Origin of the sequence: Streptomyces sp. NPDC006384 (assembly GCF_042870695.1) — a bacterium.
In the GTDB taxonomy this organism is placed as follows: domain Bacteria; phylum Actinomycetota; class Actinomycetes; order Streptomycetales; family Streptomycetaceae; genus Streptomyces.
In genome coordinates this window covers 273,203-288,010 of the sequence record NZ_JBIAHR010000008.1, presented here as the reverse complement: position 1 = coordinate 288,010, position 14,808 = coordinate 273,203, and the positions used below count along the sequence as shown (strand labels likewise).

At 74.5% G+C, this 14,808-nt stretch carries 14 protein-coding genes and 1 tRNA gene; 6 read left to right on the top strand and 9 right to left on the bottom strand.

Annotation, left to right across the window (positions count from 1 at the left end; genetic code table 11):
* The first annotated feature begins 143 nt into the window (after positions 1-143).
* On the top strand, positions 144-617 hold the full coding sequence (locus tag ACFYOJ_RS13650) for a pyridoxamine 5'-phosphate oxidase family protein (RefSeq protein WP_356557590.1): 474 nt from the start codon (positions 144-146) through the stop codon (positions 615-617).
* A gap of 269 nt (positions 618-886) precedes the next feature.
* The gene (locus ACFYOJ_RS13645; protein ID WP_356557591.1) at positions 887-1,723 is read left to right on the top strand and encodes an alpha/beta fold hydrolase; all 837 of its coding nucleotides are present in this window, start codon (positions 887-889) and stop codon (positions 1,721-1,723) included.
* Between the two features lie 86 nt (positions 1,724-1,809).
* On the opposite strand, the gene ACFYOJ_RS13640 is transcribed toward ACFYOJ_RS13645, so the two are convergent.
* A complete protein-coding gene (locus ACFYOJ_RS13640; RefSeq protein WP_356557592.1) occupies positions 1,810-2,244 on the bottom strand; it encodes an ATP-binding protein in 435 nt (144 codons plus the stop codon).
* A 223-nt stretch (positions 2,245-2,467) separates the two neighbouring features.
* Here ACFYOJ_RS13640 and ACFYOJ_RS13635 point away from each other — a divergent pair, with 223 nt between their 5' ends.
* The 3 genes from ACFYOJ_RS13635 (at position 2,468) to ACFYOJ_RS13625 (ending at position 4,707) form a co-directional block, all read left to right on the top strand.
* The gene (locus ACFYOJ_RS13635) at positions 2,468-3,319 is read left to right on the top strand and encodes a DUF5753 domain-containing protein (protein WP_356557593.1); all 852 of its coding nucleotides are present in this window, start codon (positions 2,468-2,470) and stop codon (positions 3,317-3,319) included.
* Between the two features lie 8 nt (positions 3,320-3,327).
* On the top strand, positions 3,328-3,522 hold the full coding sequence (locus tag ACFYOJ_RS13630) for a DUF397 domain-containing protein (RefSeq protein ID WP_356557594.1): 195 nt from the start codon (positions 3,328-3,330) through the stop codon (positions 3,520-3,522).
* Positions 3,523-3,606: 84 nt separating this feature from the next.
* Positions 3,607-4,707 carry an LLM class flavin-dependent oxidoreductase gene (locus ACFYOJ_RS13625; protein WP_356557595.1) on the top strand — a complete coding sequence of 367 codons (1,101 nt, stop codon included), beginning with the start codon at positions 3,607-3,609 and terminating at the stop codon, positions 4,705-4,707.
* On the opposite strand, the gene ACFYOJ_RS13620 is transcribed toward ACFYOJ_RS13625, so the two are convergent.
* Positions 4,683-6,560 (bottom strand): EAL domain-containing protein, encoded by a 1,878-nt coding sequence (locus ACFYOJ_RS13620; RefSeq protein WP_356557596.1) that lies wholly within the window; start codon positions 6,558-6,560, stop codon positions 4,683-4,685. The two genes, ACFYOJ_RS13625 and ACFYOJ_RS13620, sit on opposite strands and share 25 nt — an antisense overlap.
* A 293-nt stretch (positions 6,561-6,853) precedes the next feature.
* Between ACFYOJ_RS13620 and ACFYOJ_RS13615 the strand changes: the two genes are divergently transcribed.
* Complete coding sequence (locus ACFYOJ_RS13615) at positions 6,854-8,212, top strand: M6 family metalloprotease domain-containing protein (protein WP_356557597.1); 1,359 nt, start codon at positions 6,854-6,856, stop codon at positions 8,210-8,212.
* 121 nt (positions 8,213-8,333) lie between these two features.
* Here the strand turns inward: ACFYOJ_RS13615 and ACFYOJ_RS13610 are convergent.
* The 7 genes from ACFYOJ_RS13610 to ACFYOJ_RS13580 all read right to left on the bottom strand — a co-directional run bounded on the left by ACFYOJ_RS13610 (position 8,334) and on the right by ACFYOJ_RS13580 (position 14,790).
* Positions 8,334-8,407, bottom strand: a tRNA-Lys gene (locus tag ACFYOJ_RS13610).
* Positions 8,398-8,982, bottom strand: coding sequence for a bifunctional DNA primase/polymerase (locus tag ACFYOJ_RS13605; RefSeq protein WP_356557598.1), 585 nt, complete (start codon positions 8,980-8,982; stop codon positions 8,398-8,400). Before ACFYOJ_RS13605 ends, ACFYOJ_RS13610 begins: the two co-directional genes overlap by 10 nt.
* A 171-nt stretch (positions 8,983-9,153) precedes the next feature.
* Positions 9,154-9,525 carry a hypothetical protein gene (locus tag ACFYOJ_RS13600; RefSeq protein WP_356557599.1) on the bottom strand — a complete coding sequence of 124 codons (372 nt, stop codon included), beginning with the start codon at positions 9,523-9,525 and terminating at the stop codon, positions 9,154-9,156.
* Positions 9,526-9,682: 157 nt separating this feature from the next.
* Positions 9,683-11,017, bottom strand: a complete 1,335-nt coding sequence (locus tag ACFYOJ_RS13595) for an AAA domain-containing protein (RefSeq protein ID WP_388596861.1) — start codon at positions 11,015-11,017, stop codon at positions 9,683-9,685.
* Between the two features lie 23 nt (positions 11,018-11,040).
* Positions 11,041-12,639: a hypothetical protein gene (locus ACFYOJ_RS13590; protein ID WP_356557601.1), complete on the bottom strand. Its 1,599-nt coding sequence runs from the start codon at positions 12,637-12,639 to the stop codon at positions 11,041-11,043.
* Positions 12,630-13,898 carry a hypothetical protein gene (locus tag ACFYOJ_RS13585; RefSeq protein WP_388596833.1) on the bottom strand — a complete coding sequence of 423 codons (1,269 nt, stop codon included), beginning with the start codon at positions 13,896-13,898 and terminating at the stop codon, positions 12,630-12,632. Before ACFYOJ_RS13585 ends, ACFYOJ_RS13590 begins: the two co-directional genes overlap by 10 nt.
* On the bottom strand, positions 13,795-14,790 hold the full coding sequence (locus ACFYOJ_RS13580) for a phosphatase PAP2 family protein (protein WP_356557602.1): 996 nt from the start codon (positions 14,788-14,790) through the stop codon (positions 13,795-13,797). Before ACFYOJ_RS13580 ends, ACFYOJ_RS13585 begins: the two co-directional genes overlap by 104 nt.
* Between the last annotated feature and the right edge of the window lie 18 nt (positions 14,791-14,808).

The following is a 14,808-nucleotide window of genomic DNA, read 5'->3' as shown; positions in this document are numbered from 1 at the left end:
GGGGCGGTTCACCGTCCGTGGCGGTTTCCGTGGCCGGCACGGAAGCGCCCCGCACCCGGCCCGGGAGAGGCTCGGACCACGACGGCCCGCCCGGACGGAACCGGGCGGCCGCGACCCGCGACCCGCGACCGACAGGAGCGACCATGAGCACCGCCACCGCCACCGCCACCGCCGCCCCTCGCTCCCGCGCCCGGCGCCGCGAGGACACCGAGCACCGGCTCGCCCACGACGTCGACGTCTGGGTGGCCAGCGCCTCGGCGGACGGCGCCCCGCACCTCGTACCGCTCTCCTTCGACCGGGACGGCGAGGCGCTGCTGGTGGCCACACCGGCGGACAGCCCCACCGGCAGGAACCTGGCCGCCACCCGGACCGCCCGGCTCGCCCTCGGCCACACCCGTGACGTCACGGTGATCGACGCCGATGCCGAGGTCCTGGAGCTCGACGCGCTGCCGCCGGAGCGGGCCGACAGGTTCGCCGCGCGCACCGGTTTCGACCCGCGCGCGTCGGCCACGGCGTACCGCTGGTTCCGGCTCGTCCCGCGCCGCGTCCAGGCCTGGCGCGAGGAGAACGAGCTGACCGGCCGCCTCCTGATGCGCGACGGCCACTGGCTCGCCTGACACCCCGGTGCCGGTGCCGGAAGCCAGGCTGCCCGGCATGGCGACGGACGGCGGCTTCGGCTGGGGGGCGACGCGACGGCGTCGGTGTACCGGTTGGGCGGCGTCGAGGGGATCGACTGGTTCGGGTCCCCGTAAGGAGGTGCCAACCCCCGTGGACCGAGGGCGCCTTCAGTCCGCGGGCACCGATGAGTTCTCTGTCCCGCGGGAGTCTCACCGGCGGCAACGCACGCCACAACAGCACGGCTCTTACGTGAACCGGGAGAGGGAAGATGACAACAGCTCGAGAGCAGTCGGCCATGGCCGAGTCCCGCGTCGTCTCCGCCGACGGCACCGAGATCGCATTCGAGCAGTCGGGAAGCGGGCCGGCCGTCGTCCTGGTCGCCTCAGCGCTGGCCGACCGCTCCGACACCGCCGAACTCGCGGCCCTCCTCGCCCGGCACTTCACCGTCATCAACTACGACCGGCGTGGACGGGGGGCCAGCGGTGACGCCGACGCATACGCCCCCGGCCGCGAGGTCGAGGACATCGCCGCCTTGATCGAACACGTCGGCGGTTCGGCGTCGCTGTTCGGCTCGTCCTCCGGAGCGGTCCTCGCCCTGCGCGCGGCCGCTGCCGGACTGAACGTCGACCGCCTGGCCCTGTACGAGCCGCCGTTCGTCGTCGCCGAAGGCGACGAGGCGCCGCCCGGGGATCTCGCGCAGCAGATCACCGCACTGCTCGCGGAAGGCCGGCACAGCGACGCGGTCAAGTACTTCATGACCAAGGTGCAGGGCATGCCCGGCATAGCCGTGTCCTTCATGAGGCTCATGCCGAAGACATGGGCGAACCTCACCGGGCTGGCCCGCACCCTGCCCTACGACATCGCGGTCATGGGCGACACCCAGCAGGGCAGGCCGCTCGACGCCGAGGAGTGGAAGGGGGTGACCGCGCGTACCCGGGTACTGACCGGCGGCAAGAGCCCGGCGGCCTTCCAGCGCGCCGCCCGCGCCCTCACGGAGATCCTGCCGCAGGCAGACCACCGCACCCTGCCCGGCCTCAACCACGGCGCCGTCGTCATGGCCCCGAGGAAAATCGCCCCCCGGATCACCGAATTCATCAAGGGGTGAGCTTGTGGTTCGAGCGGTTCGGCGGGCCCGCACGGGTGCGGGGGGAGGCCGCCCCGCCGAGGGGTGACCTGAGAAGGGGCGGTGGGTCACGCCGTGAGGGGCACGGCAGCCGGCGCCGTGCCGAGCTCGCACCAGACGTACTTGCCCTGGCCGCCCTCTCGCCCGAGCGGTTGCCAGCCCCACGTGTCGGCGCAGGCCCGCACCAGTGCCAGGCCCCGCCCGTCCTCCCGGTCCAGGGCGTGGTCCAGCGGCTGCGGCGGCTCGGGCGGGGACGGGTCCGCGTCCCAGGCACCGAGGCGGAGGACTCCCGTCCCCGACCAGTGCACCCGCAGGGCCGCCGGCCCCTTGGTGTGCCGGACGGCGTTGCCCACCAGCTCCGTCGCGAGCAGCTCCGCCACGTCGACCAGGCGGATCAGTCCGTGCACGGTGAGGATCAGGCGGAGGGTGCGGCGACAGACGGTGACGGCTCTGGGGTCGTTGGGGATGTGGAGGGAGTACTCCCACGGTTCGCTTTCGGGCACGGCTCGCTCCTGTCGAGACGGCGGAGGGGTGGGGGGTGGGGCGCGGTGGCAGTGCCGCGTCCGTCATGGCACGACGGAGCGGTGCGCTTCCGGTGCCCCGGAGTGTCGCAGAGTGCGCGGCGTGTCACCGACGGTAGACCTAGAATTTTAAGTCTGGCAAGCCGGTCGCGTAATCTGCCCCTCGAACGAGTAGCGCGCGCAGGCGCGTTGGGAGGATCTGCGGATGGCACTGAGGCGGGAGCCGACGGCGCGACAGATGCGTCTGGCGGTCGAGCTGCGCCGGCTGCGTGACGCGGCCGGTCTCGCGGCCCGTGAGGCTGCCGCTCTGTTGGGGGTGAGCTCGGCGCAGATCAGCCAGATCGAAGCGGGCCTCGCGGGTGTGAGTGAGAAAAGGCTGCGCCGTCTCGCGGCCCACTACATGTGCTCGGACGAAGCGCTGATCGATGCCCTGGTCGTCATGGCGACCGGTCGGGAGCGCGGCTGGTGGGAGCAGTACCGAGGGGTGCTGCCCACACCCTTCCTCGACCTCGCGGAGCTGGAGCACTACGCGGTCTCGCTGAGGGAGGTCCAGTTCCTCTACGTACCCGGCCTGTTGCAGACGGAGGACTACGCCCGCGCGGTCTACTCCTACCGGGTTCCAGAACTGCCTTGCGGGGACATCGAGTTGCGCGTCCGGCACCGCATGCAGCGCAAGGTGATCCTGGAACGCCCTGCTCCCACCCCGTACTGGGCCGTCATCCACGAGGCGGCGTTGCGCGTCATGGTCGGCGACCGTGCCGCTGCACGCTCTCAACTCGCGCACCTTGCCGAATTCTCCGAAGCGGAACACGTGACCGTGCGGATCATCCCCTTCGAGCTGGAGGGCTTCGCGGGGGCCGGCAGTGCGATGACGTATGCGGAGGGCCCGGTGTCCAAGCTGGACACCGTCGTGCGCGATGCGCCGCACGGCGCGGCCTTCCTGGACTCCGAAGCGCAACTCGCCTCTTTCCGAACACTCTTCCGTAAGGTGGAGGATGCGTCGCTCGAACCCGGACGGTCGCGTGAGCTCATCCACAAGCTGGCGAAAGAGTTGTGAGGCATCTCGTGGACACCCTCGATAACTGGCGGAAGTCGAGCTACTCGGGTCCCGGAGACGGCGACTCCTGCGTGGAGATCGCGGAGGGACCCGTCCGGGTGGCCATACGCGACTCCAAGGACCCCGCCCGCGCCACCCTCGCCTTCCCCGCCCCCGCCTTCGCCGCGTTCCTGGACAGCCTCAAGGACCCCGCCGGGGAATGACCGGGGAATAAGCGGAGGCACCCTCCTGTTAGCCAGCGCAGCGACCCGCAGCGAACCGGTACGACACACAGGAGGCACCCCGCCATGGCCGCAGACGCCGCAGAGGAGATCCGGGGCACCGCCCACGGCACCGCTCCCGTACCCCTCTCCGTGCTGGACCTGGTGACCGTCGGGGCCGGCCGTACCGCCACGGACGCGCTGCGGACCAGCGTGGACATCGCGCGGCTCGCCGAGGCCCGCGGGTACCACCGGTACTGGGTGGCCGAGCACCACTCGATGCCGGGCGTGGCCTCCTCCTCGCCCGCCGTGATCCTCGCGCACCTCGCCGCGCACACCGGGCGCATCCGGCTCGGTTCGGGCGGCGTGATGCTGCCGAACCACGCGCCGCTGGTGATCGCGGAGCAGTTCGGCACGCTGGAGGCGATGGCGCCGGGGCGCGTCGACCTGGGGCTCGGGCGGGCGCCCGGCACCGACGGGGCGACCGCCGCCGCGCTGCGCCGCACCGACCGGCTGCACGAGGGCGCCGACGACTTCCCCCAGCAGCTCGCCGAGCTGATCCGGTTCCTGGACGACGACTTCCCCGACGGGCACCCCTACCGCCGGATCCACGCCGTGCCGGGCCCCGTGCAGGCCACGTCCCCCGGGGGCGTGCAGTCCCCGCACCGGCCGCCGGTGTGGCTGCTGGGCTCGTCCGGTTTCAGCGCGCGGCTGGCCGGCACCCTGGGGCTGCCCTTCGCCTTCGCGCACCACTTCTCCGCGCAGAACACGATCCCGGCGCTGGACCTGTACCGCGAGTCCTTCCGCCCGTCGGCCGTGCTGGACGAGCCGTACGCCCTGATCGGCGTCGCCGCGCTCGCCGCCGACGACGAGAAGGAGGCACGCCGGCAGGTGCTGGCCGCTGCGCTGAACATGGTCCGGCTGCGCAGCGGGCGCCCCGGGCTGGTGCCGACGCCCGAGGAGGCGGAGGCGTACGACTTCAGCCCGATGGAGCGGGAGTTCGTGCGGTCCTGGAACGCCAACGTCGTCCACGGCACCGCCGACGAGGTCCGCGCGGGCCTCGACGACCTGCACAAGCGCACCGGCGCCGACGAGCTGATGCTCACCGCCAACGCCCACGGCGGTGACGTGCGGCTGCGCTCCTACGAGCTGATCGCCGACGCCTACGGCTTGCCGGCGCCGGCCTGAATCCCGGGCGTCCCCGAGGCGTCCAGCAGCGCGGAGATGCGGTCCGGCGCCACCGGCCGGGAGTACAGCCAGCCCTGGCCGGTGTCGCAGCCGATGCGGCGCAGCCGGGTCGCCTGGTCGGAGGTCTCCACGCACTCGGCGGTGACGGTGAGGCCGAGGCGGTGGGCGAGCTGGACCATCGCCTCGACGATGACCTCGTCGGCCGGGCTCGCGGACGCGTCGGCGGCGTCGGCGGTACCGGACGCGTCCGGGGCGCCGGCGGAGACCCCGCCGTACTGGAAGCCGCGCACGAAGGCGCCGTCCAGCTTCAGGACGGAGACCGGCAGCCGGCTGAGGTAGGCCAGGTTCGAGTAGCCGGTGCCGAAGTCGTCGATGGCGATGCGGACGCCCATGTCGCTGAGGGCCTTGAGGACCTCCAGCGGGCGGCCCGCCGAGCCCATCACCGCGGACTCCGTCAGCTCCAGCTGGAGCAGGTGCGGGGCCAGGCCCGTCTCCTTCAGGGTCGCCGCCACGTCCGCCACCAGGTCGGAGTCCCACACCTGGCGGACGGCGACGTTGACGCTGACGAAGAGGGGCGGCCCGGCGGGGTGGTCGAGCTGCCAGCGGCGGGCCTGCCGGCAGGCGGTGCGCAGGGTCCAGCGGCCGAGGGGGACGATCGAGCCGTCCTCCTCCGCCAGTGCGATGAACCGATTCGGCGCCAGTACGCCGAACTGAGGATGATTCCAGCGGATGAGCGCCTCGACGCCCCGCACCCGGCCGTCGTCCATGCCCACCAGCGGCTGGTACTCGAGCGCGAACTCGCCCCGGTCGATGGCGGGGCGCAGGGTGGCGGCGAGGGCCTGGCGGGTCATGCGGCTGGCGTTGCGCTCCGGGTCGAAGAGCGTCCAGCGGGCGCGGCCGTCGGCCTTGGCCCAGTACAGCGTCGTGTCGGCCGCCTGCATCAGGGCGGTGGGCGTCGTCCCGGCGGTGTGCCGCTCGACGACGCCGGCCGACGCGGTGACCGACAGGCGGCGGCCGGACAGCTCGAAGGGCTGCTGGAGGGCGTCCAGGACGGACTCGGCGAGGTCGGCGAGCTGGTCGGTGCCGGTGGAGTCCTCCACGAGCAGCGCGAACTCGTCGCCGCCGAGCCGGGCCACCAGCGGCACCCCGCCCCGGGCGCCCGCTGACTCCTCGGCGCAGCGCGTCAGGCGTTCGGCGACGGCGGCCAGCAGCCGGTCGCCGACGCGGTGGCCGAGGGTGTCGTTGATGGCCTTGAAGCCGTCCAGGTCCAGGTAGCACAGCCCGATCCGGCCGGTGCCGCCGTGCTCGCAGGAGTCCGTGTCCAGCGCGGCCGTCAGGCGCTCGAAGAACAGGGCGCGGTTGGGCAGCCGGGTCACCGGGTCGTGCATCTGGAGGTGGCGCAGCCGGTCCTGGAGCTCGCGGCTGGCGCTGACGTCGGAGACGGAGAGCAGCAGGCCCGGTGTCTCCCCGGCCAGCGGCGCCACGGTGACCTGCACCCACAGGGAGCGGCCGTCGGTGCGCTTCAGGCGGCGGGTGCAGCGCAGGCGGGGCTGCCGGCCGCCCAGCACCTCGCGGTAGGCGTGCCAGATGCCCGCGTCGGAGGCGAGGCTGACCAGGTCGGCGGCCGGGCGGCCGGTCAGGGCGGCGGGGTCGGTGCCGAGCAGGGTGCCCAGCGTGTCGTTGGCGCTGACGACGAGGCCGTCGGGATCGACGACGGCCATGGCGAGCGGGGCGGCCGCGAACGCCGAGCGGTAGGCGGTGGGGCCGGTACGCGCGGCCAGGTCGATGTCACTGTCCGTCACGGCCGACCGGTCGAGGTCTGCCGGCGCCGGCCCTTCGGAGGTTCCGTTCACCGCTCGCTCCCGCAGTGCCTCGATCTCGGTCCGTCTGTGTCCGTGCAGGAAAGTGTGCCGATCATAGAGGCTGGCTCCGGGCCCTTCCAGCCGCCGTACCGCCTTCTGGACCGAGTGAGCCCTCCGGTTGATCGTTTCTGCCCGTGTCTGGGCGGCTCTTTTCCCCCTCCGACCAGTCGTGACGTTCCGTGAGTGACCCGGGGGCGACGGGTTCCGGAGCGGTTCCGCGCGGCTCACCCGTCCGGTGCAGGCGAACAGGGCGCAGTACGACAAACACACACAAGCTGGGTGCGGTGTCCCGCGAACCGCACCCGGAGGTCCCTGTGCCGCGCCAGCTCCCCCTGAGGCGACGTCCCCGAGGGGCTCACGAGGGCACCGGCGCGGCCCGCGGGACGACGGGGACGGTCCGCTCCCGGCTGCGCAGCACGGCGGCGGTGTGCACCACGCTGTCGGCGCTCGCCGCGACCTCCCTGATCACCGCCCCCTCGGTCGCCGAACCCTTCTCCCCGGACCCCTGCGCGCTGCCGCGCACCGCCGCCCACCACTCCGAGGGCCTGGACACCTGGAACACCGCCTATCCGCGCCCGGTCCGCGCGCTGGACGCGGTCATGGTCTTCCTGTCCTTCCCGGACTCGCAGCCGCTGACCGCCCCGGCCGAGCTGGCCGCCGACCACTTCCCGGCCACCACCCGCTTCTTCCGGCGCGCCTCCTACGGCGCCTTCACGCTCCGCCCGCACACCCTGCGGGAGTGGATCCCCATGCCGAGGCCGTCGACGGCGTACGCCGTGCGGCGCGACTGGAGCCCCGGGCCCCGGGCCGCCTACCTGCGCGACGCGCTCGCCGCCGCCGACCCGCACGTGGACTTCTCCCGCTACGACGTCGTCTACCTCGTCGCCGACCCGGACGCCCCCGGCGTCGACTCCGACGCCACCAAGGTCGTCAACCTGGACACCCCGCTGCGGGCCGACGGCGCCGGCATCCGGCGCCTCGTCACGGTGTTCGAGAACCATCCGCCGGACCGGCTGGTCCTCGCCCACGAGACCGGGCACGTCTTCGACCTGCCGGACCTGTACCACCGGCCCGCCGACGGCAAGGGCGACTGGGACACGTACGTCGGCGACTGGGACCTGATGGGCAGCCAGTTCGCCCTGGCCCCGGACCTGTTCGGCTGGCACAAGTGGAAGCTGGGGTGGCTGCGGCCCCGGCAGGTGGCGTGCGTGCGCGGCGGCGAGCCGGTCCGGCTGACGCTGGAACCGCTGGGCGCCGGCCCGGAGGTGGCCGTCGCGGGGGCCGCGGGGGCGCCCGCGTTCGGGCTCGGGCGGGGCACCAAGCTGGCCGTGGTCCGCACCGGCCCCGACAGCGCGCTCGCCTTCGAGGCGCGGGTGCCGGCGGGCAACGACGCCGCCGCCTGCCGGGCGGGGGTGCTGGTGTACCGGGTGCGCGGCGGGGTGCGGTCGGGGGGCGGGCCGATCCAGGTGATCGACGCCCACCCGCGCACGGAGGCCTGCTGGGAGGAGTCCGTCCACCCGCCGCTCGCGGACGCGCCGGTCGCCCTCGGTGAGACCTTCACGGTGCCGGGGGAGGGCGTACGGGTGCAGGTGGAGGGGCGGACGGCGTCGGGGGCGTGGACGGTGAAGATCACCCCGGGGTAGACGGCCCGGACCGGACGGCCGGACCGGACGGCCGTGGCCGGGTACGGGGCCGGATACGGCTGGGTACGGGGCCGGATACGCGGAAGGCCCCTCGCTCTCACGAGGGGCCTTCCGGTGTCTGTGCGCCGCCAGGGACTCGAACCCCGGACCCGCTGATTAAGAGTCAGCTGCTCTAACCAACTGAGCTAGCGGCGCCTGCTGACGTCGTAGACCTTAGCATCCTGGTCGGCGGGAGGAGAAATCGAGATCCGCACCGCGGCCCGGGCCGCCCGCACGGCCGCCCAGAGCAGGACCTCCGGGCCGGGCAGCCACGGGTGGCGGGTGTCCGGCGCCACCAGCCAGCGGGAACCGGAACGGGCCGGGGCGCCGGCGAGGGCCGGGACGGTCACCGCGTCCCCGGTGCCGTGGCACAGCAGCGGCGGCACGGCGACGGCGCGGCCCTCCTGCCGGCCGCGCGCGCTCCACTCCTCCCACTCCAGCAGGGAGGGCAGCCGGTGGGCGGTGCCCGGCGCGGCGAAGAGCAGTATGCGGCCGCGGAACTCGGCCACCGGCCCCGAACCCGGGCCCTCGTCCCACAGGCGGTCCAGCATCCGGCGTCCGAAGACCGTGGGGACGCTGACCACGTCGAAGGCCGAACCGCAGGGCAGGACGAGAGGGGCGTCGGGCCGTTCCTCCCACAGGGCGAGCGTGCTGCGCGGGTAGGTGCCCGCCGAGGCCAGCCAGGCGGCGCCGTCCGCGGTGACGTCCGAGGCATTCCGTGTGCTGCTCATGCCGTCCACATCTACCGGGCGTGAGGAGGTCGTCGCGCCGAGTTGCCGGAAACCGGGACAGGGCGGCGGGGCGGCGGGTATTCTGCCCACCTGGCATATGCGATCGGGGTATTCGAACAGCTGGGCGAAGGGGTGCCGGTCGTCGGCCACCCGTTGCCGCTCGCCGTGCGGTCACACCGGGTCGATGTGCCCCGGGCCGCCGCCCTCGCCGCCGCGCAGCAGGCCGCGCCCGAACTCCACCATCTTCTTGGCGTAGTCCTCGGTCCACCCGGCCCGCTCGGCGACGTCCGCGAGCGTCAGCCGGTCGAACTTCCGCGGGTCCGCCAGCTGCGCCGCGGCCATCGCCTGGAACTCCATCGCCCGGTCCGCCGCCGCCCGGAACGCCTGCGTCAGCTCCGTCGCGCGCTCCAGCAACGCCCGGGGGTCGTCGAGCGACTCGAGGTCGAAGAAGTGCTCCGGATCGGAGGTCGCCTCCGCGGGTTCGAAGAGCAGGGGCGCGGGGCGCAGCCGCGGTTGGTTCCGGCCCGGCGTGGGCTCCGCCATGACTTCTCCTTCTCGTACGTCACGAACGACCCGTCCCGCGGCGGGGCACCCCCGGTGGAGCGGGCCATCGTCCATTGTCCCGCGCCCGCGCAAGTGGGCCTCGGCCGCACGAGGGGCACGGACGCACGCCGGACACGTGTACGGCGCGCCACCGGACTCAGGGCCGCCAGGCGACCCGGTGTTCGGCGAGGTGGGCGAGGACCGCGTGGTTGGCCTCCCAGCCGTCCGGGAACTTCACCAGCGTTCCGAGCTGGACCGGTTCCGTGGACGGGTACTCGTCCAGCAGGGAGTCGACCCCCTCGCGGCACACCACGATGCACGCGTGCCGGTGCCGGGAGGCCAGCACGCACAGGCGGCCCGTCTCCAGATGGAAGGCGGTGGCGTCGGGGCGGCCGGAGAGCGGGTGCAGGACCACCGTCACGTCATACTCCCGGCCCTGGAGCCGGTTGGCCGTGTCGACCGTGACGTCCCGCACGCCCAGCTCGGCCAGGGCCGCCCGGACCGCCGCGGCCTGGTCCCGGTGCGCGGTGCCCACGGCGATGCGGGCGGCGGTCAGCGGGACGGGGTCGGGGGAGCGCTCGGAGGTCGCCGCGCCCCCGCGGTCCAGCAGCCGGCGCACGACCGCGGCCACCGCCCGGACCGCCTCCGGGTCGGTGCGCGGGGTGTGCCGGGCGGGCAGCTCCAGCAGGCCCCAGCCGGAGACGGCGGCCTCGTCGATGACCCGGTCGGGGCCGGAGCCGTCCGACGGCACCGCGAAGGCCAGGGACCGGTCGCCGTGGCCGGTGCCGCTGCGGAACGGCGTGTACGGGTAGAAGGCCGCCGACACCAGCGGCGCGGCCGACGCCGGGAGCCGCCAGGACACCGGCAGCCGGTGCTGCGGCAGGCCCGGGTTGTGGGCGAGGAGCGTCGTCACCGCGGAGGCCGACGGGTCGTACGACAGGCCCGCCCACTGCTCGCCGCCCACCGTCGAGAACGGGTCCAGCTGGCCCGGGTCGCCGACGAACAGCGCCCGTTCGAAGAGGCCGGCGACCGCCAGCAGCGCGTCGGAGCGCATCTGGTACGCCTCGTCGACGATCGCGTGCCGCCACGGCTCGTCCACCGTGACGTGCGCCCACTTCGCGGCCGTCGACAGGACCACGGCCTGCCCGGCGAGGTCCGCGGCCTTCGCGGACTTGCGGACGTTCGCCAGGCCGTCGAGCGCCTTGTCGTAGGGGTCGGCATCGCTGCTGTGCAGGCGGCCCACCGGGAGGTCGGGGGCCTTCTCGGCGAGGCGGAGGACCAGGTCGTCCACCTGGGCGTTGGTCTGCGCGACCACCATCAGGGGGCGGCCGGCCCCGGCCAGCTCCAGCGCCGCCCGCACCACGAGCGTGGACTTCCCGGCGCCCGGCGGGGAGTCCACGACGACACCGCGCTCGGTGCCGTGCAGGGTGTCGTCGAGGATCGCCGCGGTGGCGCGGGCGGCCTCGGCACCCGGGTCGAAGGCCCCGTCCAGGGGGGCGGTGGCGGCCTCGGCGGTCACAGGACGTCCTCCGGTGTCCAGGCGTCGGCGGGCTCCGGCACGGCGGCCGCCTCACCGGGCGGCCCGCCGTGCGTCCACGGGGTCTGCTCCGGGGCGGGCAGCTTCGCACCGCCCCGCTGCTCGTGCTCGAAGAGGGTGAAGCAGAGCCGGTCGCCCTTCTCGGGCACCGACCCGGCCTCGGGCTCCTTGCCGCGGCCCATCCTGTCCGTGATCCGCAGGACCAGTCCGCCCTCGTCGTCCTGCCCGACGTACTCCGCCGTCTGCGGCCTGCCGCCCAGCGACCGGTACACCTTCACCCGCTCGTCCAGGTGCGGCCGGTCGTCCGTGCGGACGGTGACCAGCGGGCGCGGGCTGGGCCGCTTGCTCTCGCTGTACGTCATGACCACGTCCACGACCTCGCCCGCGAAGGCCTCCCCGGACAACCGCCGCCCGGCCATCACCAGCGGGTCGTCCAGCGCCTCCTGCGCCTCCAGCCGGGCCTGCTCGCGCTCGCGCGTGGCGAGCTTGTTCGCAGCCGTCACCGCGTCGTCGCGGCGCGGCTGCGGGGGCTCACCGGCGAGGACACGGTCGCGGTGCGAGGTGAAGGACCAGCGGTCACGCGTCCACCGGTCCTCGACGTGCGCCCCGGCGGGCAGCTCCCGCAGCAGGTCCAGGCCCCGCCACACCGCGTCCCAGGTGGGCCGCGTACGGCTCTCGACCAGATCGCGGATCTCCTGCTCGGCGGCGGTGAGCGCGCCCAGCCGCTCGTCGGCCTCCAGGCCGTCCTCGGCGGCGGCGAGCGCGGTGCGGGCGCGGTCGTAGCGCTCGATGGCGGGTGCGAGCAGCCTGTTGTCGAAGGCCGGGTCGGTCGCCGGGCCGGCGGGCGGGCACCGCAGCTGACCGTCGGCGTCGCGGGCGAGTTCGGCGTGACGGGCGGCCTCGGCGCCGGTGGGGAAGCCGTCGGGCGGGGCGATCCACGCGAGCAGCGCTCCCAGGTGCTGGTCCTCCAGGGAGGACTGCCCGGTCGCCCAGTGCCGGCCCAGCAGGTCGGTCATGGCGAGGAGCAGGGAGGAGCCGGGCACGCGGGCCCGCTCCCCGTAGTGGGTCAGCCACCGGCCGAGCAGCGGCACCCGCGGCGGCGCCGGGTACGGCGCCTCGGGGTCCTCCTCCGCCGTGCGCCGGAAGCGCATGGACCGGCCCAGCAGCCTTACGAAGTCGATGCCCGCGCGGCTCGGCACGATCAGCTGCGCCGCGTCCGCGCACAGGTCGACCTCGACCTTGACGCGCCTGCCCGTCCCCGGGTCGGTCTCGGTGCGCTCGGCGGTCTCGACGCGGTCCGCGTACTCCTCGACGTGCGGCAGCACGATGCCGGCCAGCTCGGCCAGGAACGCGAAGCGCAGGTCGCGGTCGCGGGGCTGGGGGACGACCAGCAGACGCGGCGCGTCCCGGTCGGTGCCGACCAGCGCGCCGAGCGGGGCGCCCGCCTCACCGGCGGTGATCAGCGGCACGAAGACCAGCGGACGGTCGGACAGATACCGGTGCCGGACGGTGGCGGCGGGCTGGGCCCGGCCGGTGCGCACCGCCTCGAGCCGGGCGAGCGTGGTGATCAGCGACACGCGGACACCCCGCCGGTCCCGGCCGTGGCGAGGGGTTCGGAGCCGGCCGCGGCGAGAGACTCACCAGAGGCCGTCGCGCCGGCTGCCGCGCCCGCCGTCGCGAGGGCCTCCGCACGCAGCCGGGCCGCGCGGCGCAGGGCCGCCACCGCCGGGTCGTCCGGGTCACCGGCCTCGCCGCGCGCCGCCGCCAGCACCTCCTCCACCGTGGACAGCCCGCCCAGTTCGGCCCGCACCGGGCGGCCCAGCGCGGTCACCGCACCGGCCTCACGGGACCGGGCGCGGCAGTGGAAGGCCAGCTCGCAGGCGGACAGGCACTCCGGCGCGTACGTCGCCGGGACCGCCTCGACCGCGGCCGTCAGCTCGTCGGCCGGCAGGTCGGGGGAGAAGCAGACGCCCTCGGGGAGCGTGCCGGCGATCTCCTCGATACGGGTGAGCCGGGCCAGCTGACGATCGGTCACCGCGCGCTGCTTGCGCACGTCCACGGCGGAGGCGGTGGGCAGGTTGGAGAAGTCCTTCGGGCAGACGAGCAGCACCCGGTGGCGTACGCGCGGGGCCGGGTCCAGCCGGGCCGCGACCCGCTCCAGGGCCAGCACGTACACCGCGGCCTGCCGGGCGGCGGCACCCACCTTCGCCGGGTCCGCGGCGCCGTCCAGCATCGGGAAGGACTTGATCTCGACGACCGTCCAGCTGCCGTCCGGGTGCACCACGACCGCGTCCGGCTCCAGGAAGGCGGGGGAGCCCGCGACGTCCAGGGCCAGCATCGGGTGGTCCAGGAGCGTCCAGGCGCCCGGGGTCCGCGCGGCCTCCCGCAGGGCCAGCGCGGTGCGGGCGGTGCGGCCCTCGGGGCCGGTCGCCGACAGGTCCGGCACCAGCGCCCCGGCGGGCGGCTCGGCGCCCCGGTCCAGCCGCTCGTGCACGAGCCGCAGCAGCTCGGCGCCGCCGTCCGCCTTCACCCGCTTCTCGAAGGCGTTGCCCCGGGTGAGCGCGAACTGGGACTGGCCGAAGACCGACGGCGCGCCCAGCGCGCTCGCCAGCGACGCCTTGTCCACCCCGGCGCCGTCGAGGATCGCGCGCCGCCTGCACCCCGGGTTCGCGGCGAGCGCGGCCAGGGCCCGCGCGTCCAGCGCCTTGGCCTGGACGCCGGGACCGCGCAGCTCAGCGAGCCGGTGCCGGAGTCTCGTCCCCCGCGTCCGAGGGGACGGCGTCCGGTCCGGCTCCCGCTGCGGACCGCTGCTCGCGCTGCCGTGGAAATCGCTCACCCGCGGAAGTCTGACATCCGCCACTGACAATCGGGGAATTGGCGGCCCCGGAACCCTGCGGGACGGAGTCGGAGGCGGAGGCAGAAGCGGAGGCGAAGGCGGAGACGGGAGCGAGGCGGGCGGTCAGCCGGGCCCGTGTCCGGTCCGCGGCCCGCAGCACGACCGGCGTCAGCAGGAACCCCGCGCCCATCACGGCGGCGCCCGCCACCGCGTCGAGGAAGTAGTGGTTGGCGGTGCCCATCACCACGATCGTCGTCACCAGCGGATAGACGACACCGGCCGTCCGCGCCGCGCGCGTGCCGCCGAACCGCCACAGGATCACCCCGCACCACAGCGCCCAGCCCACGTGCAGGCTCGGCATGGCCGCGTACTGGTTGGTCATCCCGCCCAGACCGCGCGGCGCGCTCGCCTCGGCGCCCCACCAGCCGTACGAGCTGTACTGGGCCATCGTGTCGACGAAGCCGTGGCTCGCGTCCAGCAGCCGGGGCGGGCAGGTCGGCAGCAGGGTGAAGCCGATCAGTCCGATGAACGTGGACGTCATCAGCCAGGTGCGGGCCGCCCGGTAGCGCACGGTGCGCGAACGGAACAGCCAGACCAGGACCGCCGGGGTGACGGCGTAGTGCAGCGACGCGTACCAGAAGTCGGCCGGGACGCCGATCCACGGTTCGCTGGTGAAGAGACGGTTGAGCGGGTGCTCCGCGTTGAGGGACAGCGCCTTCTCGACGCGCAGGATCGCCAGGCCGTGACCGACGGCGTCCGAGACGTCACCGCGCACCAGGAGGCGGCCGGCCGAGTAGCAGGCGTAGACGAGGACGATCAGCGGGAGCTCGGTCCACCAGCGGAGCCGAGTCCGCGGGACCGCCTCGGTGCCCGGTGTCTCGGTGTGCGGCAATCCGATCTCCCTCCCCCT

Excerpts from the sequence above, each read along its gene's own strand:
- ACFYOJ_RS13650 (WP_356557590.1), top strand. The coding sequence starts at position 144 with ATGAGCACCGCCACCGCCACCGCCACCGCCGCCCCTCGCTCCCGCGCC.
- ACFYOJ_RS13645 (WP_356557591.1), top strand. The coding sequence starts at position 887 with ATGACAACAGCTCGAGAGCAGTCGGCCATGGCCGAGTCCCGCGTCGTC.
- ACFYOJ_RS13635 (WP_356557593.1), top strand. The coding sequence starts at position 2,468 with ATGGCACTGAGGCGGGAGCCGACGGCGCGACAGATGCGTCTGGCGGTC.
- ACFYOJ_RS13625 (WP_356557595.1), top strand. The coding sequence starts at position 3,607 with ATGGCCGCAGACGCCGCAGAGGAGATCCGGGGCACCGCCCACGGCACC.
- ACFYOJ_RS13605 (WP_356557598.1), bottom strand. The coding sequence starts at position 8,982 with ATGAGCAGCACACGGAATGCCTCGGACGTCACCGCGGACGGCGCCGCC.
- ACFYOJ_RS13600 (WP_356557599.1), bottom strand. The coding sequence starts at position 9,525 with ATGGCGGAGCCCACGCCGGGCCGGAACCAACCGCGGCTGCGCCCCGCG.